This is a genomic window from Amycolatopsis sp. NPDC114484 (assembly GCF_055633755.1).
Genome location: NZ_JBVKDQ010000015.1, coordinates 56816 through 78967, shown reverse-complemented (window position 1 = coordinate 78967; position 22152 = coordinate 56816). Strand labels below are relative to the sequence as shown.

21 protein-coding genes are annotated in these 22152 nt (G+C 70.7%); 7 read left to right on the top strand and 14 right to left on the bottom strand.

The window, feature by feature from the left end; translation table 11 throughout:
- Positions 1-7: 7 nt before the first annotated feature.
- Positions 8-1570 (bottom strand): deoxyguanosinetriphosphate triphosphohydrolase family protein, encoded by a 1563-nt coding sequence (locus tag ACZ7SW_RS31095; RefSeq protein WP_470233913.1) that lies wholly within the window; start codon positions 1568-1570, stop codon positions 8-10.
- A gap of 38 nt (positions 1571-1608) precedes the next feature.
- On the opposite strand from ACZ7SW_RS31095, the gene ACZ7SW_RS31090 reads away from it, so the two are divergent.
- Complete coding sequence (locus tag ACZ7SW_RS31090; RefSeq protein ID WP_470233912.1) at positions 1609-2715, top strand: lycopene cyclase family protein; 1107 nt, start codon at positions 1609-1611, stop codon at positions 2713-2715.
- A gap of 144 nt (positions 2716-2859) precedes the next feature.
- Positions 2860-4539, top strand: coding sequence for an EAL domain-containing protein (locus ACZ7SW_RS31085; RefSeq protein ID WP_470233911.1), 1680 nt, complete (start codon positions 2860-2862; stop codon positions 4537-4539).
- Here ACZ7SW_RS31085 and ACZ7SW_RS31080 read toward each other — a convergent pair.
- Both ACZ7SW_RS31080 and ACZ7SW_RS31075 read right to left on the bottom strand, forming a co-directional pair.
- Positions 4523-5170 carry a response regulator transcription factor gene (locus tag ACZ7SW_RS31080; protein ID WP_470233910.1) on the bottom strand — a complete coding sequence of 216 codons (648 nt, stop codon included), beginning with the start codon at positions 5168-5170 and terminating at the stop codon, positions 4523-4525. The genes ACZ7SW_RS31085 and ACZ7SW_RS31080 overlap by 17 nt on opposite strands.
- Positions 5167-6366 (bottom strand): sensor histidine kinase, encoded by a 1200-nt coding sequence (locus tag ACZ7SW_RS31075; RefSeq protein WP_470233909.1) that lies wholly within the window; start codon positions 6364-6366, stop codon positions 5167-5169. Before ACZ7SW_RS31075 ends, ACZ7SW_RS31080 begins: the two co-directional genes overlap by 4 nt.
- Before the next feature lie 253 nt (positions 6367-6619).
- Between ACZ7SW_RS31075 and ACZ7SW_RS31070 the strand changes: the two genes are divergently transcribed.
- Positions 6620-7042: a hypothetical protein gene (locus ACZ7SW_RS31070; RefSeq protein WP_470233908.1), complete on the top strand. Its 423-nt coding sequence runs from the start codon at positions 6620-6622 to the stop codon at positions 7040-7042.
- A gap of 38 nt (positions 7043-7080) precedes the next feature.
- On the opposite strand, the gene ACZ7SW_RS31065 is transcribed toward ACZ7SW_RS31070, so the two are convergent.
- Positions 7081-7623, bottom strand: a complete 543-nt coding sequence (locus ACZ7SW_RS31065) for a snapalysin family zinc-dependent metalloprotease (protein WP_470233907.1) — start codon at positions 7621-7623, stop codon at positions 7081-7083.
- 171 nt (positions 7624-7794) lie between these two features.
- Here ACZ7SW_RS31065 and ACZ7SW_RS31060 point away from each other — a divergent pair, with 171 nt between their 5' ends.
- The gene (locus ACZ7SW_RS31060) at positions 7795-9735 is read left to right on the top strand and encodes an ABC1 kinase family protein (protein WP_470233906.1); all 1941 of its coding nucleotides are present in this window, start codon (positions 7795-7797) and stop codon (positions 9733-9735) included.
- On the opposite strand, the gene lepB (ACZ7SW_RS31055) is transcribed toward ACZ7SW_RS31060, so the two are convergent.
- From lepB (ACZ7SW_RS31055) to ACZ7SW_RS31010, 10 genes are all read right to left on the bottom strand, one after another.
- Entirely contained in the window at positions 9647-10417 is a 771-nt protein-coding gene (gene lepB / locus ACZ7SW_RS31055) for a signal peptidase I (protein WP_470233905.1), read from the bottom strand. The two genes, ACZ7SW_RS31060 and lepB (ACZ7SW_RS31055), sit on opposite strands and share 89 nt — an antisense overlap.
- 31 nt (positions 10418-10448) lie before the next feature.
- A complete protein-coding gene (gene lepB, locus ACZ7SW_RS31050; RefSeq protein WP_470233904.1) occupies positions 10449-11249 on the bottom strand; it encodes a signal peptidase I in 801 nt (266 codons plus the stop codon).
- A gap of 104 nt (positions 11250-11353) precedes the next feature.
- Positions 11354-11776 carry a hypothetical protein gene (locus ACZ7SW_RS31045; RefSeq protein WP_470233903.1) on the bottom strand — a complete coding sequence of 141 codons (423 nt, stop codon included), beginning with the start codon at positions 11774-11776 and terminating at the stop codon, positions 11354-11356.
- 128 nt (positions 11777-11904) lie between these two features.
- Complete coding sequence (locus ACZ7SW_RS31040) at positions 11905-12312, bottom strand: metal-sulfur cluster assembly factor (protein WP_470233902.1); 408 nt, start codon at positions 12310-12312, stop codon at positions 11905-11907.
- On the bottom strand, positions 12309-12758 hold the full coding sequence (gene sufU, locus ACZ7SW_RS31035) for a Fe-S cluster assembly sulfur transfer protein SufU (RefSeq protein WP_470233901.1): 450 nt from the start codon (positions 12756-12758) through the stop codon (positions 12309-12311). Before sufU ends, ACZ7SW_RS31040 begins: the two co-directional genes overlap by 4 nt.
- Complete coding sequence (locus ACZ7SW_RS31030; RefSeq protein ID WP_470233900.1) at positions 12755-14071, bottom strand: cysteine desulfurase; 1317 nt, start codon at positions 14069-14071, stop codon at positions 12755-12757. The genes sufU and ACZ7SW_RS31030 overlap by 4 nt, the downstream gene beginning before the upstream one ends.
- Positions 14072-14121: 50 nt before the next feature.
- Complete coding sequence (gene sufC / locus ACZ7SW_RS31025) at positions 14122-14892, bottom strand: Fe-S cluster assembly ATPase SufC (RefSeq protein WP_470233899.1); 771 nt, start codon at positions 14890-14892, stop codon at positions 14122-14124.
- Positions 14893-14924: 32 nt separating this feature from the next.
- Entirely contained in the window at positions 14925-16112 is a 1188-nt protein-coding gene (gene sufD / locus ACZ7SW_RS31020; protein WP_470233898.1) for a Fe-S cluster assembly protein SufD, read from the bottom strand.
- Positions 16113-17561 (bottom strand): Fe-S cluster assembly protein SufB, encoded by a 1449-nt coding sequence (gene sufB / locus ACZ7SW_RS31015; protein WP_470233897.1) that lies wholly within the window; start codon positions 17559-17561, stop codon positions 16113-16115. It lies immediately after the preceding gene.
- Entirely contained in the window at positions 17558-18412 is an 855-nt protein-coding gene (locus ACZ7SW_RS31010) for a helix-turn-helix transcriptional regulator (protein WP_470233896.1), read from the bottom strand. The genes sufB and ACZ7SW_RS31010 overlap by 4 nt, the downstream gene beginning before the upstream one ends.
- 199 nt (positions 18413-18611) lie before the next feature.
- Here ACZ7SW_RS31010 and mptB point away from each other — a divergent pair, with 199 nt between their 5' ends.
- Genes mptB through ACZ7SW_RS30995 form a run of 3 tightly spaced genes read left to right on the top strand, consistent with a single transcriptional unit; the run spans position 18612 to position 22039 of the window.
- A complete protein-coding gene (mptB, locus tag ACZ7SW_RS31005; protein WP_470233895.1) occupies positions 18612-20321 on the top strand; it encodes a polyprenol phosphomannose-dependent alpha 1,6 mannosyltransferase MptB in 1710 nt (569 codons plus the stop codon).
- 6 nt (positions 20322-20327) lie between these two features.
- A complete protein-coding gene (locus ACZ7SW_RS31000; RefSeq protein ID WP_470233894.1) occupies positions 20328-21254 on the top strand; it encodes an ABC transporter ATP-binding protein in 927 nt (308 codons plus the stop codon).
- A complete protein-coding gene (locus ACZ7SW_RS30995) occupies positions 21251-22039 on the top strand; it encodes an ABC transporter permease (protein ID WP_470233893.1) in 789 nt (262 codons plus the stop codon). Before ACZ7SW_RS31000 ends, ACZ7SW_RS30995 begins: the two co-directional genes overlap by 4 nt.
- Positions 22040-22152: the final 113 nt, after the last annotated feature.

The window sequence follows — 22152 nt, the reverse complement described above, 5'->3', positions numbered from 1 at the left end:
AACCTATTTACAGCACAAAGGAATCCGACCAAGGCTGGCTCGACCGCCCGGACAACGCGTCCAGCAGCGTCACCGCCTGCTTGTCGGTCAGCGAAGCCACGAAATCCACGACCGCCCGTCCCCGGGCCAGCCCGCGCACCGCGTCCGCGCCTTCGATTCGCTCGCCGGTCGCGCCGACGAGCAGCTCCGGCGACGTCCGGGCGAGGTCCGAGTATTCGCCGCGCGCCAGCTCCATCAGGTCGTGCAGCCGGCGCGGCAAACGGGAGGCCTCGTCGCGGTCCAGGAGCCACGCGTCCAGCGCGTCGACCAACGTCGTCACCAGGCTGGCCTGACCGCGCTGGTGCAAGGCGAGATCGGGGCGCAGCAACACAAACCGCCGGTGGACGAACTTCAGGACCTGCACCTCGTGCCACTGCGCGGGCCGCAGCGAGACGTGCCCGGACCGCGTCGGGGGCGACGACAGGACGAAAACCCCGTCCACCAGCCGTACCATCCAGTTCGACGAGAACGCGGCCGTTGCTTGTTCGGCTTCGGTCGAGCCGTCGAAACCGTCCGCGAGCAGGCCGTCGACGAGTTCGCGCTGGACTCGGGCGACAGCCGCGGCGAAGGCGTCGTCGTCCACGATCCAGCTGTCTTTCAGGTGCATGCGCCGGCGCATCCGCTCCAGGGAACGACCTGGGCGGCGGATCTCCGCGGTCAGCCGCGCATCGTCCAAAGAGGCCAGTTCGACGGCGTGCGCCAGCCACTCCCCCAGTTCGGCGGCGACGGGTGCGTGTTGCAGGACGCCGATGCGGTGGAAATCCTGCAGGTCGTGGATCGCGTACGCGATGTCGTCGGCAGTGTCCATTACGGACGCTTCCACCGTCTGCTGCCACGGCTCGATCCGACCGGCGAAGGGGGCGCGCGCCTGCTCGAAGTCGTCCAGTTCCGTGACATAGGCGGAAAATTTGCTCGCACCGGTTCCAGGAGCATCGTCCGGCTCGGCGGCGCCACGGGGCGGCGACGGCATCGCGGTCGGATGCGGCTGCGGGTAATGCAGGCGCGCCCACGGGTATTTCAGCACTGCGGCGCGGACCGCGGTCGTCAAGTCCAGGCCGATGGCCGACGGGCCGCGCACGTCGGTCGTGGTGATGATGCGGAACGACTGCGCGTTGCCCTCGAAACCGTCGGCGAGGCCGAACCGGTGCCGCGCGATCCGGTCGAGCGTCTGCTCGCCGAGGTGCCCGAACGGCGGGTGCCCGAGGTCGTGCGCCAGCGCGGCGGCCTCGCACGCGTCCGGGTCGCAGCCGCCGAGTTTCGCCGCCAGTTCGGCCGACTCGCTCGACCCGGTGATCCGCTCCGCGATCCCGCGCGCGACCTGCGCGACCTTCAGGCTGTGCGTCAGCCGGTTGTGCAGCAGCCCGGCCCCGCCGGCACTGACCACCTGGGTGACCCCGCCGAGCCGCGCGAAGAACGGCGACGCGGTGATCCGGTCGCGGTCGACGCGGAACGGGCTGGTCGCCAGATCGGTGAAGCCGCCCGCCCCGTTCTCCGGGTCCCGGCGCGCTGCCCTCGGATCGGTCTCGTCCATGTGTCCCACCGTATCCGGCGGTCCGGCAGGATTGCGGGATGACCGACGTGCTGGTGGCGGGCGGCGGCCCGGCCGGACGGGCGCTGGCGGCCGCGTGCGCCCGGCGAGGGCTGGAAACGGCCGTGCTCGACCCGGATCCGCACCGTAAGTGGCCGAACACTTACGGACTGTGGGCGAACGAAGTCCCTGACCTGCCGGCGAAGGCGATCGCGGCGGCTCCGGCGACGACGCTCGCGTTCGGCACCCGCGAGCACCGCGTCGACCGGGCGTACCGGGTGCTCGACAACGCCGGTCTGCGCGAGTGGCTCGCTGAGCCCAAGGTCCAGGTCATTCCGGGCAAGGCGACCGGCGCGGAACACGGTCCGCACGGTTCGACGGTCCTGCTCGCCGACGGACGACGGCTGGCGGCGGCGGTGTTCGTCGACGCGTCTGGCGCGCCCAAGCTGCGCGGCCCGCGTGCCGAGCAGACCGCGTACGGGCTCGTGCTGCCCGCAGATCAGGCCGAGCGGCTGGCTCCGGCCGACACGGCGGTGTTCATGGACTGGCGCGACGGCACGGACAGCTTCCGCTACCTGCTGCCCCTCGGCGACGGCTCCGTGCTGGTCGAGGAGACGTCTCTGGCGCGCAAGCCCGGACTCCCGGTGCCCGAACTCGCCCAGCGGCTGCACGCGCGGCTCACCGCGACCGGAATCCGTCCAGCGGGCCGGGTCGAGCGGGTGCGGATCGTGCTCGACGTCCCGCTGCCGAAGCGCGGTCAAGCGGTGCCGTTCGGGGTCGCGGGCGGGCTCGTGCACCCGGCGACCGGCTACAGCCTCGCGACCGCATTGCAGCTCGCGCCTCGCGTCGCGGATGCTCTCGCGGACGCGTTCGACGCAGGTCCGGCGGCAGCGGCCAGCGCGGCCCGGAAGGCATTGTGGCCAGCCGAAGCGCGCGCTGTGCATGCCTTGCGCCGCCACGGACTCCGTGCATTGTGCGGAATGTCACCTGCCCAGTCGGCGCAATTTTTCGATCTGTTCTTCGACCTGCCGGCCCCGGCGCAGCGCGCGTTCGCCTCGGGCCGGACCGACCTCCCCGGAACCGCCGCGACCATGGCGAACCTGTTCCGCGCGGCCCCGGCCGGGATCCGCCGGAGGCTGCTCGGCTGACCACGTGCGGTGATTTTTCCCGCTCCCGAACGAGGGAACGGAAAAGCATTTTGTTACTCCGATCCGGTGGCCAAAGTGCCGCCCCGGTGAACTTCAGCTGACAACGGTTTCGCCGCCCCCTTCGGCGATGCGAGTATCGCCTCCGTGACGACGCTGCGAGCGGTCCGATTCGCCTTCCAGCCGATGTACAGCCTGCACACCGGCGGGGTCGTCGCGTACGAAGCGCTGGCCCGGCCGGGCCGGGGCACGGCGCACGAACTGCTCGCCGAGGCCCGCCGCGCCGGCAAGCTCACCGAGGTCGACCTCGGGCTGGCCGCCGCCGCGGTGCGCCAAGAGGCCGAGCGGCCCAGCGCGCTCCCGCTGCACCTCAACCTTTCCGCGCGCACGCTCGCGTCGCCGCTGGAGGCGTTCGACGAGCTGATCGCCGAACTCGGCGCGGCCGGACGGCGCACCCGCGACGTGGTGCTCGAGGTCGGGCCGCCGTTCACGCATCTGCCCACCGGCCGCCTGCTCGAAGGCATGCGCGCGCTCACCGAACAGGGCTTCCGGCTCGCGCTCGACGGGCTCGGCCGCGGCGACCTGCCGCTGGCGCTGCTCGCGCAGTCCCCGGTGGACCTGGTGAAACTCGACCGCAGCGTGCTGCGCGGCCTGCCCGCCGACCCGGCGTCGACGGCCGTCGTCGAGGCGCTGCTGCACTTCACGACGCGCACGAACACCCGGCTGGTCGCGACCGGGATCGAGACCGAGTCGCAACTCGACGCGGCACAGCACCTCGGCGTCCGGATCGCGCAGGGCAATCTGCTCGCGCCGCCCGCCGCGCACCGGTCCGCGCCCGCCGCCGGCGCGGTCGTCCCGGAGGACCGGCGCTCGCCCGCGCCGCCGCAGGCCCCACGCGTCGGCGATTTCCTGCGCCCGGCCACCACCTTGCCGGTAGACGCGACCTGCGACGACGTCCGCGAGGTGCTCGCCGCCGCGGACGCGCCGAGCGGCGTGGTCGGCGTCGACGCGGACAACCGTCCACAGTGGTCAGTCGACCGGACGCGCTTCCTCGTGACCATCACCGGTCCGTACGGGCACGCCTTGCACGCCAAGCGGTCCGCCGCGAGGCTGGCGGACAAACCGCACCTGATCGATGCGGGCGCGAGCGCGCTGGAGTTCCTGGAACTGGTCACCGACGCCGACTGGGGCCGCACCGGCGACGACGTCGTGGTGGTCGACGCGTCCGGGCACTGCCTCGGCGTGGTGCTGGTGACCGAGGTCGTGCGCGGCGTCGCCGAGGCGAAGGTCGAGGAGGCGGTGACGCTCAGCCCGCTCACCCGGCTGCCGGGCAGCGAAGCGGCGGCGCGCGACGTCGAACGCCGCATCGCCAGCGGCGAGCAGTTCGTGGCGGCGTGGCTGGACGTCGACGCGTTCAAATCCGTCAACGACAACGCCGGTTTCGCCGCGGGCGACGATTTGATCCGCGCACTGGGCGAAACCCTGACCGACCTCGCCGGACGGCTGCCGCGGATGCGCGTGAGCCACGTCGGCGGCGACGATTTCCTGATCGTGTGCGATGTGGACGAGATCGGCACGGTCGCCGCGGCGTTGCTGGACACGCACTGGTCCGCCGAAGGCATGCCGGTCACGGTGTCGCTGGCGACGCTCGTGTGCGGCAGCGGCACCATTCCGTCCTATCGGGACGCTTCCCGGCTGCTCGCGCCGCTGAAGAAGCGCGCCAAGGCGGTTCCCGGGTCCAGCTGGGTCCTCAGCCGCCCCGGCAGTGACCGCGTCGAGGTCCTGCGCGGCATCGGCCGGGACGTCGCCATCAGCCGGTCGGCGTGACGAACCCCGATTCGTAGGCCCGGATCACCGCCTGCGTCCGGTCCCGCGCGCCCAGCTTCGACAGCACGTTCCCGACGTGGGTTTTCACCGTCTGCAGCCCCAGAAACAGCTCCGCGGCGATCTCCCCATTGGACAGTCCGGCCGCCATCAGCCGCAGCACGTCGCGTTCCCGTTCGGTCAGGAACTCCAGCGGGGCCGCCGAAGCCGCGGGCGAGCGGCGCGCGGCCATGCCCCGGATCGCCGCCGGGAACAGCAGCGAATCCCCCGCCAGCACCGTCCGGATCCCGGCGACGATCTCCTCCGGGCGAGCGCGCTTCAGCAGGAATCCGCTGGCCCCGGCGAGCAGCGCGTCGTACACGTAGTCGTCGTTCTCGAAGGTGGTCACCACGATCACCTTCGGCGGATCGTCCATAGTGGACAGCAGGTGCTCGGTCGCGCGGATCCCGTCCACCGCGGGCATCCGCACATCCATCAGCACGACGTCCGGCCGCAGCTGCGCGACGAGGCCGGGCACCTCCGCGCCGTCGGACGCCTCGCCGACCACGGTCAGGTCCGGTTCGCTGTCCACGATCGCACGGAGCCCGGCCCGGATCAGCCGTTCGTCGTCCACCAGCAGGACTCGCACGCTCACCGGTTCCCCCACGGCACCGTCACCACGACCTCCCAGTTTTCGCCCACCGGTCCCGCCGACAGCTTGCCACCCACCAGTTCCGCCCGCTCCGCCATGCCCCGCAGACCGCGTCCGCCGCGGGCGCGCGACGGACGGGCCGAGCCGAGCGGATTCGCGACCGCGGCCCGCAGCTGCCCGTCCGCGACCGCCAGCGCGACGGTGACCGGCACCTTCCCCGCGTACCGCACCGCGTTGGTCAGGCATTCCTGCAGGATCCGGTACACCTCGCGGGAAACCACCGCTGGCACCTTCTCGACGTCACCTTCTACCGTGACGCGGCACTCCGTCCCGGACTGCCGCGTCACGGTGATCAGCGCGGGCAGGTTGGCGAGACCCGCGTGCGGCGTCCGGTCGCGCGCTTCGTCGCGGAGCAGACCGAGCACGTGGTCGAGGTCGTCGAGCGCGGTGCGGGCCGATTCCTCGATCGCGGTGAGCGCTTCCTCGGTGAAGCCGGGATCGGTGTGCAATGTCCGGCGCGCGGCCCCGGCTTGCAGCGTGACGACCGAAAGCGCGTGGCCGACGGAATCGTGGAGCTCGCGCGCGAGCCGGGTGCGTTCCGCGAGCAGGTCGGTACGGCGTTCGAGCTGCTCGATGCGTTCGGCGGCGGACCAGCCCAGCAACCGGGCCGCCACGCGGCGCAGCACTCCGCCGACGCCCCACACGACATAGATCAGCACGACGAAAGCCGCCACGAACGCCGCGGGCAGCCACGCCGAGGCCCAGCCGCGCGGAACCGTCAGCTGGAAGTCCGGCGTGTCGACAAGCCGACCGGTGAAGACCGCGTTGATCGCGAACCCGAATCCGGCCGGCACCGCGAGCGTCGCGAGCCCGGTGATCAGCCCGGCCCCGACGTGCAGCGCGAACATCACCGCACACCGCGTCCGGCCGCGCCCCGGCGCGGGCTGGGCGAGCAGTTCCCGCACCGCCGCCGCCTCCAGCACCCGCACCGCGGGCAGGAACGCGGTCGCGGCCAGCACGGCGAGCGTCACGACGAATCCGGCCAGGCTCGCCCATCCCGTCGTCGCGGCGAACGGCATCAGCGACGGCATCGCGATCATCGCGAGAAGCAGGTACGGCACGCTGAGCGCGGCGCCGAGGATCAAGTACACCCACCGGCGATAGGTGACCCCGCTGACCAGCGGACGGAAGAAACGCACCCGCCAATCCTGACAGGCGGTTCCGGCGGGCGCCTCCCTCCGGAGCGGGACCCTGGCGCCGTTTTCTGGCACGACTTGATGGCCGAGAGCTAGACCATCTGGTCCTACGCCGAATCCAGAACGCCTGCTACTTGCGGTCCGCCGTGCTGGCGCCAGCCGGGAGGCGAACCCCCGAAGCGGGCGGGTGCCGTCGGGCCGCTGACCGTCGCAGTATGCGAACGAGGCGTCGAACTGTCCGGATTCGCCCTCGGCCGTGGACCTGCGCGTCGGTGGGCCGCTCCCCTGCGCGGACAACTCCTTCGACGACATCGTCGCGCCACTCGTGCTGCACTGCCTGGAGGACGCTCGCCGAGTTTCACCGCGTCCTCGAACCCGGCGGATGGTCGACCATCCGTACGCGATCCACCTGCTGCAGCGCCAAGCCGGGCAGAAGACCGACTATTCGGCGACTTACGAGTGGACCGAGGACTGGGAGGTCGACGGTCGCACCACGCCGATGCGCTTCTGGAACCGGCCGCTGCACGCGATGACCGACGCGTTCACCGCGGCCGGGTTCCGGATCTCGGTGCTCAGCGAGCCGAAACCCGTGCCGGAGGCGGAAGAACTGTTCCCGGAGGACTACCGGATGCTGTGCGTCAGCCCGAGTTTCCTGTTCTTCGTGCTGCAGGCGGAATGAGTGCGCAGGCCGGATTCGCTCCGGCCTGCGCACAGTCCTCAGTAGACAGTCGTCGTGACCCGGGTGCCCGCGGCCCGGACCCCGTTGGCCCACAACTGCTGCACCTTCGCCGATTCCTGCGCGTCCGGCTTGGCGTTCGTGCAGGACGTGCCCGGTCCGTGGCCCGACATCAGCTCGGTGCACGGACCCGAATAGTGGTCCGGCAGGCCGAGGTTGTGGCCGAGTTCGTGCGCGGCGATGCGGGTCGGGTCGTAGCCCTCGGCGACCTGGCTCGTGTCCAGGTAAACGTCGCCGTTGCCGTGCCCGTCGGTCTGCGTGTACGAACCTCCGCTGGTGACCTCGTGGATCTTCACCGTCGCCTTGCCCTCGTCCTTCACCAGCTGCACGTCGCTGACCGCGGCGTTCCAGTTGGCCGCGCCCTGGTCGATCTGCGCGACGTAGTCCGGCGCGTCCGCCGAGCTGTAGTAGACGGTGGTCGCCGCGGCGGCGGACGCGGCGGGTGCGGTCGCCAGGCCGAAGCCCAGCGGAGCGGCGGTCGCCATGGCCAGTGCGGCGATCCGCCGGAACCCTCGTGCGTGCATCGTGTCCTCCGTACGTCATCGGGAAAGCAAGCAACCCTTGTCCGCGAGACGACGTTAGAAGTTCACCACCGGGGCGACTACGTCCGAAAGTAGGACTCTCCCCCGCGAGAGGGAGGCCCGTCCCGCCCCGGCTGGATCCGCGCGCGCCGCCGCGCTGGTGTGCTCGTCGGCATGCAAACGCTGCTGCTCGGCCTGCTGGCCTACGTCGTCGTGCTGTGGCCGCTCGTCGCCGCGGCCCGCAAAGTGCTCGGCGTGCGCGTCGGGATCGTCCGGGCGCTCGGAGCCGCGCTCGCGGGCTGGCTCGTCGCGGGCACCGTCATCCGGACGTTCCCGGCGGTCGTGCTGACCGCGCCCGGTGTCGCGGTCGGACTGCTGATCCCGCTGGCCGGCAGCGCGCTCGCGGTGACCCTGCTGGTCCTTTTCGTCGCCGAACTCGCGATTCCGTCCGGCGGGCCCGGTTTGTTCGCCCGGATGCGGTCGCTGCGATCTCGCGCGGCTCGCACCCGGCGCTATTCGCGGATCATGCGCATCGCGATCCGGCACGGCCTCGGCTCGTTCCTCACCGGCAGGCGCACCGCAGGACCCGACGGCTCGGCGAAACTCGCGCGGTCGCTTCGGCTGGCGCTCGAAGAGGCGGGCGTGACGTTCGTGAAGCTCGGCCAGTTGCTCTCGACTCGCGCGGATCTCCTGCCACCGGTGTACATCCGCGAACTCAGCCGACTGCACGACCAGGTTCCGCCCGCGCCCGAAGACGAGGTGCGCGCCTTGCTGCGCGAGGAAATCGACCTCACCGCGTTCGCGCACATCGACGACGAACCCCTTGCCGCAGCGTCGATCGCGCAGGTTTACGGCGCCCGGCTGCGGTCCGGCGCCGAGGTCGTCGTGAAGGTGCAACGGCCCGGGATCCGCGAGCAGGTGGAACGCGACATCGACATCGTCCGCCGTCTCGCCGCCGTGCTGTACGAGCGCGCTGACTGGGCACGATCGCTCGGCGTGCGGGAACTGGCCGACGGATTCGCCGAGTCCCTTGAGGACGAACTCGACTTCCGCACCGAAGCCTCGAACATCGACGCGATCGCCGCCCACCCGGTCCCCGGCGTCACGTTGCCGACTGTCCACAAAGCACTGTCCACAGAGCGCGTTCTGGTGATGCGAAGACTGGACGGCAAACCGCTTTCCGCCGGTTCCGCCGGGGCCGGCGCCCGCGAAAAACTCGCCCGCACCTTCCTGCGCGGCCTGCTCGACCAGGTTCTGCTCGGCGGGGTGTTCCACGCGGATCCGCACCCTGGCAACGTTTTGCTGCTCGAAGACGGCACCCTCGGCCTGCTCGACCTCGGCTCCGTCGGACGTCTGGACACCGGCCTGCGCGCCGGTCTGCAAGCCCTGCTGCCCGCCATCGACCGAGGCGACCCGGCCGGCGTCCGCGACGGACTGCTGGAGATCGTCAACCGCCCCGACGATCTCGACGAGCAACGCTTGGAACGCGCCCTCGGCGCCTTGCTCGCCCGGCACTTCGGACCCGGCCGGAGCCCCGGCCTCGACCTGTTCACCGGACTGTTCCGCGTCATCGCCGACTTCCGCCTGGCCGTACCGCCGCCGATCGCCGCGGCGTTCCGGGCGCTGGCGACCATGGAAGGCACCCTCGCGACGCTGGCCCCGGACTTCGACCTGGTCGCCGAATCCCGTGCGTTCGCCACCGAAAGCATCGGCCTGCGCCCGGAAACCCTGCGCCGCACCGTCACCGACGAGTTCACCGCCTTGCTGCCGGTGCTCCGCCGCCTGCCCCGCCGCGTCGACCGGATCGGCGCGGCGCTGGAAGAGGGCAGGCTGTCGGTGAATATGCGGCTGTTCTCCGACGAACGCGACCGCGACCTGGTGACCGGCCTGGTGCACGAGGTGCTGCTGGCGCTGGTCGGCATCGCGACCGGGCTCATGGCCGTGCTGCTGCTGGCCAGTTCGAGCGGCCCCCAGCTGGTGCCGGGGCTGACGCTGAACCACGTGTTCGGCTACAACCTGCTGATGATCAGCGCGCTGGCGGGGTTGCGGCTGCTTTTCGTCGTCTTCCGGCGATCCGGACGACAGTCACGAGCAGACCGGCGAACCCGACGATGAACACCCCCGCCCCGGCCGCGGCGGTGATCCGGCCGGTGACCGGCCCGGAATCCGGCTCTGTCGCACCCGGCAAGCCGGCGTCGGTGAACGCGGTGGTCGCCGGGAACTGCTTGACCCACAACAGATTCCCGGTCGCCGAGACGACTCCGTACACTTCGGACAGCGGCACGGCTCCGGCACCGGGATTGTTGGCGCGCCACCGGGAATCATCCGCGGTATCCCGCTGGTCCCCCGCCACGAACACCGTGCCCTGCGGCACTTTCGCGTAGAAGGTCGTCTGCTCGCCGACCGCGTAAGGCTCGTCGATCGACTTGCCGTTCACCTTGATTCGACGGTCGTAGTCACAGCACTCGACCTCGTCGCCGCCGACCGCGATCACGCGTTGCAGGAACATCCCGCGCCGTCCGTCGTTGAACGCGCCCGCGTTGAAGACGACGACGTCGCCGCGGTGGATCTCCTGGCCCTCGCGCAGCCCGAAGACGACCCGGTCGCCCGGAGCCATGGTGTGCGCCATCGCCCCGCCGGTCACAGTCATCGAGCGGTAGCCGAACACCTTCAGGAGCCCGGTCGCCGCCACGGCCGAGCCCGCGATCACGACCCCGACGAAGACCGCGAGCAGCCAGGGAAACCGGCGCGGCGCACGCGCGGGAGAAGGTGGAGCGGCAGGGAAGCTTTCCGTCACGAAGCGATCATCGGAACAGGTCGGACAGTCGTTACCCGGCCGGAAGCCACCCCGGTCCGGCGGTCGCCCGCCGCCGCTTCCTTCCCCGGCGCACTCCCGTCACCACCGCGCCCAGGAACCCGGCCAGGAACGCCCCCGCTCCCGCTCCGACAAGCACTCGCCCCAGGAACGGCCCCTGATCCGCCTCCGGCGCACCCGGCAATCCCGCGGCGGTGAACGCCGTCGTCGGCGTCAGTGTGCGCACCCACCACGGGCTCGCCCCGGTCGCGACGACCACCCCGTACACCTCGGAGCCCGGCACTGAGCCGTTCAATCCGCTGACCTCCTCCTGCCGCGAGTCCCAGCCGAGGTCGCGGCGGTCCTCGGCGAGGAAGACCGCGTTCTTCTCCACGACCACCTGGAACATCGGCCCGTCGCCGCTCGCGTAGGACTCGTCGACGGAGTTGCCGTTGACCACGATCCGGTGCTTCTCGTCGCAGCAGCGCACGTCGTCGCCGCCCACGCCGATCACCCGGCCCAGCAGGACGAACGCCCGGTCGCCCTGCTGCGCGGGCATCCGCGCCAGCACGACGTCGCCGCGGTGGTAGACCTGCCCGTCCCGCTTGCCGAACACGATCGTCGTCCCGGCGGGCACGGCGGGAGCCATCACATTGTCCGGCACCTTCACCGAGCGATAGCTGAACACCGTCACCAGCCCGTACCCGCAACCGGCCACCCCGGCCAGCGCGAGCACGACGAAGAGCGCCAGCACCACCGAAAACCGGCGAGGGGCGCGGGAAACCGGCGGCGGGGCCGGGAAATCGTCGATCACCTCGCGAGGATCGGCGACCACCGCGGATCCGTTACGCGGCCCGGCATCATCCAGGCGGATTGTCCCGTTCTGTCCATAATGGACAGACACCCCTCCGCGCCGACGTATAGGTCGTTATACAGACATCATCGGCCCCACGTCGAGTGGGTGGGACGGACGTCGAACTGCCCCGTCGCGAACCCGGGGTTCGAGGTGAACGCGACCGTTCCGGCCAGCGCCACCACGAAGGCCAGTCCGCCGAGCAGCGCACCCGCCCGGGCGAGGTCGGTGCCGTACCGCCGCGCTCCCCCGAGGAGCCCGAAGACCACCGCCAGCACCGAGGCCAGCAGCGCCAGGAACCACAGCGCGCCGAGCACCAGGACGAACACCTCGGCCACGATCGGGTAGCTGCCGCCCATGAGCAGCCTCGGCCGCACAAGCAGCCAGGCCAGCCAGGTCGCCACGCCGAGAGCGAAACTCACCGCGGCCACCGACACCGCCGCGACGGCCAGGCCGCGGCCGGGTCTCTCCCCCGGAGCGGACGGGGATTCGGAGTCAGGTTCGGTCATCGATCAGTAATAGCACCCGGCCCCGACAGAATCCGGCGTTCCGCCCGCCCGCGCCCGAAAGCACCAATCCCGGATACGCCGAAGGCCGCCCCCGGCGAACCGGGAGCGGCCTTCGCGAACAATAGACCTCAGACCGTGAAACCGAGCGCACGCAACTGCTCGCGGCCGTCGTCGGTGATCTTCTCCGGGCCCCACGGCGGCATCCAGACCCAGTTGATCCGGAAGTCGTTCACGAGACCGCCGGACGTCAGCGCCGCCGACGTCTGGTCCTCGATCACGTCGGTCAGCGGGCAGGCCGCGGACGTGAGCGTCATGTCGATCGTCGCGGTGTTGTCGGTCTCGACCCGGATGTCGTAGACCAGGCCGAGGTCCACGACGTTGATGCCGAGTTCGGGGTCGACGACGTCGCGCATCGCTTCCTCGACGTCCTCGATTTTCGCGATGTCGGCGGGGACGGCGGGGACGGCGGCGGTCTGCTCGGGCAGGTCCGCGGCGGTGCGCCCCTCGCGCGGGTCGGTGGCCGTCTCTTCGCTCATGCCTTCTCAGCTCCTGTGGTGGTGCTGGACACCGCGTCCTTGAACGCCATCCAGCCGAGCAGGGCGCACTTCACGCGCGCCGGGTACTTCGCGACGCCGGCGAACGCGACGCCGTCCTCCAGTACGTCCTCGTCCGGTTCGACCTTGCCCTTGCCCTGCATCAGTTCCACGAAGGCCTCCATGGTCGTGAACGCCTCGTCGACCGTGTGCCCGACGACCAGGTCGGTCAGCACCGACGCGGACGCCTGGCTGATCGAGCAGCCCTGCCCGTCGTAGGACACGTCCTCGACTTTGCCGTCGGAGACCTTGACCCGCAAGGTGATCTCGTCGCCGCAGGTCGGGTTGACCTGGAACGACTCCGCGTCGAACGGATCGCGCAGGCCTCGCCCGTGCGGGTTCTTGTAGTGGTCCAGGATGATCTCCTGGTACATGCTCTCCAGGTTCACTTCCCGGCCTCTTCCTGGGCCGCCCCGAAGAACTTCTGCGCCTCGCGGATCCCGGCGACCAGAGCGTCCACTTCGGACAGCGTGTTGTACAGGTAGAAGCTCGCCCGCACGGTCGCGGGCACCGAACAAGCCCGGTGCAGCGGCCACGCGCAGTGGTGCCCGACCCGCACCGCGATGCCGAGGCTGTCCAGCACCTGGCCGGCGTCGTGCGGGTGCACGCCGTCGATCACGAACGCGACAGTCGCGCCGCGGTCCTCCAGGTCGGTCGGCCCGACGACGCGCACGCCCGGGATCGCGCCGATGCCCTCGATCGCGGCCGCGGCCAGCTCGTGCTCGTGCGCCGCGATCCGGTCCATCCCGATGGCGGACAGGTAGTCCACCGCCGCGCCGAGGCCGATCGCCTGCGACGTCATCGGCACCCCGGCCTCGAACCGCTGCGGCGGCGCGGCGAACGTGGTGCGCTCCATCGTGACCAGCTCGATCATCGAGCCGCCGGTCAGGAACGGCGGCATCGCTTCGAGCAGTTCGGTCCGGCCGTACAGCACGCCGATCCCGGACGGGGCCAGCATCTTGTGCCCGGAGAACACCGCGAAATCGACACCCAGCGCGTGGAAATCAACCGGGAAGTGCGGCACCGACTGGCAAGCGTCGAGGACGGTCAGCGCGCCGACCTCCTTCGCCTTGGCCACCAGCTTGGCCACCGGGTTGACCGTGCCGAGCACGTTGGACTGGTGCGCGAACGCGACCACCTTGGTGCGCGGCGTGATCACACTGTCCATATCGGACAGATCGAGCCTGCCCTCGGCGGTGACCTTGAACCACTTCAGCGTCGCCCCGGTGCGCTGGCACAACTGCTGCCACGGCACCAGGTTCGCGTGGTGCTCCATCTCGGTGATGACGATTTCGTCGCCCTCGCCGATCCGGAAACGTTCGGCCTCCGGACCGGCGGTGGCGGCGTTGCTCATCGCGTACGCCACGAGGTTGATGCCCTCGGTGGCGTTCTTGGTGAACACCAGCTCCTCCGGGTCCGCGCCGACGAATTCCGCGGTCTTCGCGCGCGCGGATTCGTAGGCGTCGGTGGCCTCTTCGGACAGCTGGTGGGCACCGCGGTGCACGGCCGAGTTCGACGTGAACACGTACCGCCGTTCCGCGTCGAGCACCTGCACCGGCCGTTGCGAGGTCGCTCCGGAGTCCAGGTACACCAAGGGTTTCCCGTCGCGCACAGTGCGCGTCAGGATCGGGAAGTCGGCACGCAGTGCCGCCACGTCAAGGGGAACAGAGTTGGTCGGGCTGTTCGAAGCCGTGGTGGTCATCGAGCCAACTCCTCTCTCTCGGTGTCGTCGGGAACGGGGCGCGGGAAACGTCAGGCCTTGGCGGGCTCGGAAGAGCCGACGTACTTGACGTAGCCGTTCTCCTCCAGCTCGTCGGCCAGCTCGCGGCCGCCGGACTCGACGATGCGGCCGTCGGCGAAGACGTGCACGAAGTCCGGGGTGATGTGCCGCAGGATGCGGGTGTAGTGCGTGATCAGCATGACGCCGACCTCGTTGCCCGCCTTGTACTCGTTGACGCCCTCGGACACGACGCGCAGCGCGTCGACGTCCAGGCCGGAGTCGGTCTCGTCGAGGATGGCGAACTTCGGCTTGAGCAGCGCCAGCTGCAGGATCTCGTGGCGCTTCTTCTCGCCGCCGGAGAAGCCCTCGTTCACCGAGCGCTCGGCGAACTCCTGGGAGATGCCGAGCTTGCCCATCTCCTCCTTGACCTCCTTGACCCAGTGGCGCAGCTTGGGAGCCTCGCCCCGGACCGCGGTGGCCGCGGTGCGCAGGAAGTTCGACATCGAGACGCCGGGCACCTCGACCGGGTACTGCATGGCGAGGAAGAGGCCCGCGCGGGCGCGCTCGTCGACGCTCATCTCGAGCACGTTCTCGCCGTCCAGCAGCACCTCGCCGGAGGTCACCGTGTACTTCGGGTGGCCGGCGATCGCGTAGGACAGGGTGGACTTGCCGGAGCCGTTCGGCCCCATGATCGCGTGCGTCTCGCCGGACCGGATGGTCAGGTCGACGCCCTTGAGGATCTCCTTGGCGCCTTCGTCGGTGTTCACCGAGGCGTGCAGGTCCTTGATTTCCAGGGTAGCCATTCTTCGTTTCCTAAAGTCTGCGGTGGAGGGCGTCAGGCGCCGACGGCTTCGAGTTCGGCCTCGATCGCGGCTTCGAGGCGCTCGCGCACCTCGGGGACGTCGATCTTCACCAGGATCTCGTGGAAGAACCCGCGCACGACCAGGCGACGGGCGGCTTCTTCGGCGATTCCGCGCGACTGCAGGTAGAACAACTGCTCGTCGTCGAACCTTCCCGTCGCGCTCGCGTGGCCGGCGCCTTCGATCTCGCCGGTCTCGATCTCCAGGTTCGGCACCGAGTCCGCGCGCGCCCCGGGCGTGAGCACCAGGTTGCGGTTGAACTCGTAGCTGTCGGTGGACTCGGCCGCGGCCCGGATCAGCACGTCGCCGATCCACACCGCGTGCGCGCCCTCGCCCTGCAGCGCGCCCTTGTAGCCGACCCGCGACTTGCAGTTGGGCACCGCGTGGTCGACGAAGAGCCGGTGCTCCTGGTGCTGGCCGCCGTCGGCGAAGTAGACGCCGAGCATGTCGACGTCGCCGCCCTTGTCGGTGAAGGTCGCGGTCGGCGAGATGCGGACCAGGTCGCCGCCGAGGGTGATCACGGTGTGCCGCAGCGCGGCGTCGCGGCCCAGCTTGAGGTGCTGCTCGGAGACGTGCACCGCGTCGTCGGCCCAGTCCTGGACGCTGACCACGGTGACCTTGGCGCCGTCGCCGATGACGAACTCGACGTTGTCGGCGTAGGTGCCGGACCCGACGTGGTCGAGCACGATCACGGCTTCGGCGAACGCCTCGGCGCGGACCTGCAGGTGCCCGTAGGCGACCTGGCCCTCGCCCGGGCCGTGGATCCGCAGCACCGACGGCTTCGACGCCTTCGTCTCCTTGGGCACCGTCACGACGGTGGCCTTGGCGAAGGACGAGTAGGCCTGCGCGGCGATCCGGTCGCTCGGCACGCCCGCCTGGCCCAGCCGCGAGTCGTCGCGGCCGACGGTCTCGATCTTCAGCTCGGGCGCGGCCTCGGTCTCCAGCGTGATCTCGCCGGAGGCGACGGCGGAACCGTCGTGCAGGCCGCGCAGGCGCTTCATCGGAGTGAAGCGCCAGTTCTCCTCACGACCGCCGGGGACCTCGAAGGCCTCGACGTCGTAGGAGGTGAACCGCTCCGCGCGGGAGGCCGCCGGAATGACGGCCCCCTCGCGAAGGGCTTCCGAAACATTGCTGTCCGAGGCCACGGACTGTGTTGACTCCATTTAGCCGACGGACCCTTCCATCTGCAGCTCGATCAAGCGGTTCAGCTCGAGCGCGTACTCCATCGGCAGCTCGCGCGCGATGGGCTCGACGAACCCGCGCACGATCATCGCCATCGCCTCGGCCTCGTCGAGGCCGCGCGACATCAGGTAGAACAGCTGCTCTTCGCTGACCTTGGACACGGTGGCCTCGTGGCCCATCGACACCTCGTCGTTGCGGATGTCCACGTACGGGTACGTGTCCGACCGCGAGATGGTGTCCACCAGCAGGGCGTCGCAGACCACGCTGGAGCGCGAGTGGTGCGCCCGCTTGGCGACCTTGACCAGGCCGCGGTAGGAGGTCCGGCCGCCGCCGCGCGCGACCGACTTCGACACGATGGTCGAGGACGTGTGCGGCGCGAGGTGCTCCATCTTGGCCCCGGCGTCCTGGTGCTGGCCCTCGCCCGCGAACGCGACCGAGAGGACCTCGCCCTTGGCGTGCTCGCCCATGAGGAAGACCGACGGGTACTTCATGGTCACCTTGGAGCCGATGTTGCCGTCGACCCACTCCATGGTCGCGCCCTCTTCGCACTTGGCGCGCTTGGTGACCAGGTTGTAGACGTTGTTCGACCAGTTCTGGATCGTCGTGTAGCGGCAGCGGGCGCCCTTCTTCACGATGATCTCGACGACCGCGGAGTGCAGCGAGTCCGACTGGTAGATCGGCGCGGTGCAGCCCTCGACGTAGTGGACGTAGGCGTCCTCGTCGACGATGATCAGCGTCCGCTCGAACTGGCCCATGTTCTCGGTGTTGATCCGGAAGTAGGCCTGCAGCGGGATCTCGACGTGCACGCCCTTCGGCACGTAGATGAACGAGCCGCCGGACCACACCGCCGTGTTCAGCGCGGAGAACTTGTTGTCGCCCGCCGGGATCACGGAGCCGAAGTACTCCTGGAAGAGCTCCGGGTGCTCCTTGAGCGCGCTGTCGGTGTCCAGGAAGAGAACGCCCTGCTCCTCCAGGTCCTCGCGGATCTGGTGGTAGACGACCTCGGACTCGTACTGCGCGGCGACGCCGGCCACGAGGCGCTGCTTCTCCGCCTCGGGGATGCCCAGCTTGTCGTAGGTGTTCTTGATGTCCTCGGGCAGGTCTTCCCAGCTGGTCGCCTGCTTCTCGGTGGACCGCACGAAGTACTTGATGTTGTCGAAGTCGATCCCCGAGAGGTCGGCGCCCCAGTTCGGCATCGGCTTGAGGTCGAACAGCTTGAGCGCCTTCAATCGGGCGTCGCGCATCCACTCGGGCTCGGACTTCTTGCCGGAGATGTCGCGGACGACATCCTCGTTCAGGCCGCGGCGGGCGGTGGAGCCAGCCTCGTCGGAGTCCGCCCAGCCGAAGGCGTAGTTGCCAAGGGACGCGATGGTCTCTTCCTGGCTCAACGGCTCGGTGGTGGGAGTGCGCTGCTCGGCAGCGGCAGTCATGCGGGTTTCCCTCCATTCGGGATCCGTGGTGCGTGCCCTTCCGGCGGCGTGGCCGCTTCTCCGGGCGTCGTCGTGCGGTCCGGCTCGGGATGGGCCGGGATACCCGCCGGTCCGGCGGGTACGTGTGTGGTGCACGCGTTGTCTCCGCGCGCGATGGTCGCCAGCCGCTGGACGTGGGTGCCCAGCAGCTTCGCGAACGCTTCGGTCTCGGCCTCGCACAGCTGCGGGAACTCCGCGGCGACGTGCGCGACCGGGCAGTGGTGCTGGCACAGCTGCGCGCCGACGTTCGCGACCTGGGCTCCCGCGCCGATCTGGCGGGTCGAGGCAGCGTAGCCCTCCCTGCTCAGCGCGGTGGCGAGGGCCTCGGCGCGCTCGACCGGATCAGCCGATCCGGTGATCGCCTGCCGGTGCGGCCCGACGAGTCCTTCGACCCGGCGCTCGGCGAACGCGCGCACCGCGTCCGGGCCGGCGTGCTCGGCGAGGAAGCGGATGGCCGAGGAAGCGAGGTCGTCGTAGGCGTGCCCGAACCGGGCGCGGCCCGCTTCGGTGAGCAGGAACAGCTTGGCCGGGCGGCCGCGTCCGCGCGGGCCCTTGCGCGGGGCGTCGCGGGTCTCGGCCTCGCCGTCGGCCAGCAGCGCGTCGAGGTGCCTGCGGATCGCCGTCGGGCTGATGCCAAGCTGCTCGGCGACCACCACGGCGGTCATCGGGCCCTGCTCCAGCAGCAGCCGGGCGACCTCGTGCCGCGTGCGGCCCTCGGCCACGTTCACCGCGCTGACCTGCACGGGAACGCCGACAGCCGCGGTGCGCGACTGCTCGCCGCGCCCCTCGCCGGTGCTCCCGTTCTTTTTCACAACACAAGTGTGTCTTATTTCCGGCCAGCGGGCAAAGGCGGGGGGTCGGCCAGTGACCCGACTCACGCGGAAACCGGCTCGCTCCGCCGGTCCGCTCGGGTTCGCCGGATCCGCCCGGCGACCTGCCGCGGCGCACCCGGAACGGTCTTCCGGCCGGACTCGGCACGCCGTCCGAACCGGACTCGATACGCTTCCGGGCGTGGCAGTCGGCGAACACCCGGACCAGCGGGCACCGGAACCGGACTTATCCGGCGACACCGGCGGCTCCGGCGGCTCCGTCGCCGCCCCGCCGGCCCCGGAGGCCGCGCCGTCCCCGGTCGGCCCGCGCCGCACCGATCCGCTGAACTCCGCCGAGACCCGCGGCCTCGACGCGGTCCGCCGCTTCGGCACGGTCGGCTCGCTGTTCCTCGCGCTCGGCTCGCTCGGCGCCGGGGCCGCGCCGGTGATCAACCCGGTGCAGGACCTGCCGGTGCTGCGGCTGTTCATCCGGATCCCGACGGTCTCGCTCGCGATCGCCTTCTCCGGGATGGGCATCCTGGTGCTGAGCTGGCTCATGCTCGCCCGGTTCGCCCGCCCGGCGAGCGCGCGGCTGGCCACCAGCGGACAGCTCGCCCGCACGATCGCGATGTGGGTCGCGCCGCTGCTGCTGATCCCGCCGCTGTTCTCCCGCGACGTCTACAGCTATCTCGCGCAGAGCGAGATCGTGCACCGCGGCATGGACCCGTACCAGCTGGGCCCGGCCCAGGCGCTCGGCGTCGCCGACCCGCTCACCGCGGGCGTCACCAACATCTGGCGCGAGACCCCCGCCCCGTACGGCCCGCTGCTGCTGCGGCTCGGCGGCTGGCTGGCCCCGGTCGGCGGCAACAACATCGTCGTCGGCGTGCTGCTGCAGCGCGGTCTCGCGATGGTCGGCGTGCTGCTGATCGTGTGGGCGGTGCCGCGGCTGGCCCGGCGGTTCGGCGTGCAGCCGGCCACCGCGCTGTGGCTCGGCGCGGCGAACCCGTTGCTGATCTTCCATTTCGTCGCCGGCGCGCACAACGACTCGCTGGCCATCGGGCTCATGGTGGCCGGGCTGGAGATCGGCATCCGGCGGCTGCCGGTGCGGGTGAAGGGCGACAGTCCGCCGCCCTTGGCGAAGGGCGAACTCCTCTTCATCGCGCTCGGCGTCGTCATCATCACGATCGGCGCCACCGTGAAGATCCCGGCGGTGCTGGCGTTGCCGTTCCTCTCGGTGATGGTCGCGCGCAGATGGCACGGGCGGCTGAAGGACCTGGTGTGGGCGGGCGCGCCGATGGCGCTGCTGTTCGGCGTGGTGCTCACCGCGATCTGCGTCGGCACCGGGCTGGGCTTCGGCTGGATCGGCGCGACGGCGAGCACGCCGGGGCTGGTGCGGTCGTTCATCTCCCCCACCGCGGAGGTCGCGAACCTCGGCGGCGTCCTCGGCATCGCGCTCGGGCTCGGCAACCACACCGACGCGCTGGTGCCGATCCTCGGCACGCTCGGCAACGTGATCACCGCGGTCGTCACGGTCAAATTCCTGTGGGCCAGCTTCAAATGGCGCTACCGGCCGATCATCGGGCTCGGCGTCTCGCTGGGCGCGGCGATGATCCTGCAGATCAACCTGCAGCCGTGGTACCTGCTGTGGGCGGTGATCCCGCTCGCCGCGGCGGCCGGGACGTCGCGGTTCCGGGTGGTCGCCACGGTCATCAGCGCCGGGCTGCCGTTCCTGCTGCCGCCCACCGGCGGCACCTTCGACGGCCGCTCCTACGTCCTGCCGTGGGCCTACGGCGCGGCCGCTCTGGTGACCCTCGGCGGGCTCGCGATCGTTTACCGGGTTTCGCCGCTGCTGTTGTCCAGGACACCTCCGGCGTCCCCAGCACCGCGCGCGCCCGCCGACGTCGTATCGTGATTCGTTGTGGACAACCCCGCCGTCGAGATCTCCGGCTTGGCGAAAAGCTACGGCTCCACCACCGCGGTCGACGGCATCGACCTGCGCATGGAGCGCGGTTCCCTGCTGGCCCTGCTCGGGCCGAACGGCGCCGGAAAAACGACCACTGTCGAGATTTGCGAGGGTTTCCGCAGACCTGACGCGGGCCGGGTGCGCGTGCTCGGCCTCGATCCCGTCGCGGACAGCTCGCGGCTCCGCCCGCGCGTCGGCATCATGCCGCAAGGCGGCGGTGCGTACCCGGGCGTGCGCGCGGAGGAAATGCTGCGACTGGTCGCCTCCTGCGCGGCGAACCCGCACGATCCGGCGTGGCTGCTCGACGTGCTCGGGCTGGCCGGCGCCAAGCGGACGCCGTTCAAACGGCTCTCCGGCGGGCAGCAGCAACGGCTTTCCCTGGCGTGTGCGCTGGTCGGCCGTCCGGAGCTGGTGTTCCTGGACGAGCCCACCGCGGGCATGGACCCGCAGGCACGGCGGCTGGTCTGGGACCTGCTCGCGGCGCTGCGCGCGGACGGCGTGAGCGTCCTGCTCACCACCCATCTCATGGAGGAAGCGGAAACGCTGGCCGACCAGGTGGTGATCGTGGACCACGGCAAGGTCGTCGTCGAGGGCACGCCGCATTCGCTGACGCTGGAGGCGGGCGAGGCGGCGCAGCTGCGGTTCCGCGCCCGCACGAAGCTCGACACGACACTGCTCGAAGCCGCGCTGCCGGAGGGGTACCGGGTCAGCGAAACCGCGCCCGGTTCGTACCTGGTGGAGGGCGCGGTCGACCCGCAGGTGGTCTCCGCGGTCACCGCCTGGTGCGCGCAACAGGGCGTACTGCCCGAACAACTGCAAGTCGGACGGCGGACGCTCGAAGAAGTGTTCCTCGAACTCACCGGACGGGAGCTGCGCGCATGAGTTCTCCGTTCCCCGCGGGCACTTTCGTCCCCGCGCCCGGCCGCGGCTCGCTCGGCAAGATGCTGCGCACGCACGCGCGCGTCGAGGCCGCGCTGACGCTGCGGCACGGCGAGCAGCTGCTGCTCACCCTGATCATCCCGCTCGCGCTGCTGATCGGCTTGAGCTCGCTGGACATCCTGCCCGCGAGCCAGCTCGGCTCGACGTCCAAAGTGGACTGGATGACGCCGAGGATCCTCGCGCTGGCGGTCATGTCGTCGGCCTTCACCGGACAGGCGATCGCCCTCGGCTTCGACCGGCGCTACGGCGTGCTGAAGCGGCTTTCGGCGACCGCGCTGCCGCGCTGGCTGCTCGTGGCCGGACGGATCGTGGCGGCGCTGGTAGTCGTGGCGCTGCAGTCCGTGGTGCTCGGCGTGGTGGCGGCTTTCCTCGGCTGGTCGCCATCGGCCGCCGGGATCGGCTCCGCGGTGGTGCTGCTGGTGCTGGGGACGCTGGCTTTCGGCGCGCTGGGCGTGCTGCTGGGCGGCGCGTTGCGCGCGGAAGCGGTGCTGGCGCTGGCGAACATCGTGTGGTTCGTGCTGTTGCTGGCCGGCGGGATCCTGCTGGCTCCGTCGGCGCTGCCGTCCGGGGTCGGCGCGGTGGTGTCGCTGCTGCCGTCGGGCGCGCTGGCGGAAGGCATGCGCGCGGCGCTGGTGGACGGCCAGTTCCCGCTCGGCCCGGCGGCGGTGCTGCTGGTGTGGGCCGCGGTGGCCGGAGCCCTGGCGACGCGGACTACGAAACTCACCTGAATCCCACCTCGGTTTTCGCGCGGAATTCGGTCCCCGAATGTGACCGCCGCCGCACCTGATTCCTTGTCTGCGCTGGCAAATCCCGGCGGCACAATACCGCCGCGTGCGGGCGG

What these genes read in the sequence shown, in the direction of transcription:
- ACZ7SW_RS31045 (WP_470233903.1), bottom strand. Translation starts at nt 11,776, where the DNA reads ATGACCGAACCTGACTCCGAATCCCCGTCCGCTCCGGGGGAGAGACCC.
- sufB (WP_470233897.1), bottom strand. Translation starts at nt 17,561, where the DNA reads ATGACTGCCGCTGCCGAGCAGCGCACTCCCACCACCGAGCCGTTGAGC.
- sufD (WP_470233898.1), bottom strand. Translation starts at nt 16,112, where the DNA reads ATGGAGTCAACACAGTCCGTGGCCTCGGACAGCAATGTTTCGGAAGCC.
- ACZ7SW_RS31060 (WP_470233906.1), top strand. Translation starts at nt 7,795, where the DNA reads ATGCAAACGCTGCTGCTCGGCCTGCTGGCCTACGTCGTCGTGCTGTGG.
- ACZ7SW_RS31095 (WP_470233913.1), bottom strand. Translation starts at nt 1,570, where the DNA reads ATGGACGAGACCGATCCGAGGGCAGCGCGCCGGGACCCGGAGAACGGG.
- ACZ7SW_RS31030 (WP_470233900.1), bottom strand. Translation starts at nt 14,071, where the DNA reads ATGACCACCACGGCTTCGAACAGCCCGACCAACTCTGTTCCCCTTGAC.
- ACZ7SW_RS31040 (WP_470233902.1), bottom strand. Translation starts at nt 12,312, where the DNA reads ATGAGCGAAGAGACGGCCACCGACCCGCGCGAGGGGCGCACCGCCGCG.
- ACZ7SW_RS31065 (WP_470233907.1), bottom strand. Translation starts at nt 7,623, where the DNA reads ATGCACGCACGAGGGTTCCGGCGGATCGCCGCACTGGCCATGGCGACC.
- ACZ7SW_RS30995 (WP_470233893.1), top strand. Translation starts at nt 21,251, where the DNA reads ATGAGTTCTCCGTTCCCCGCGGGCACTTTCGTCCCCGCGCCCGGCCGC.
- ACZ7SW_RS31090 (WP_470233912.1), top strand. Translation starts at nt 1,609, where the DNA reads ATGACCGACGTGCTGGTGGCGGGCGGCGGCCCGGCCGGACGGGCGCTG.
- sufC (WP_470233899.1), bottom strand. Translation starts at nt 14,892, where the DNA reads ATGGCTACCCTGGAAATCAAGGACCTGCACGCCTCGGTGAACACCGAC.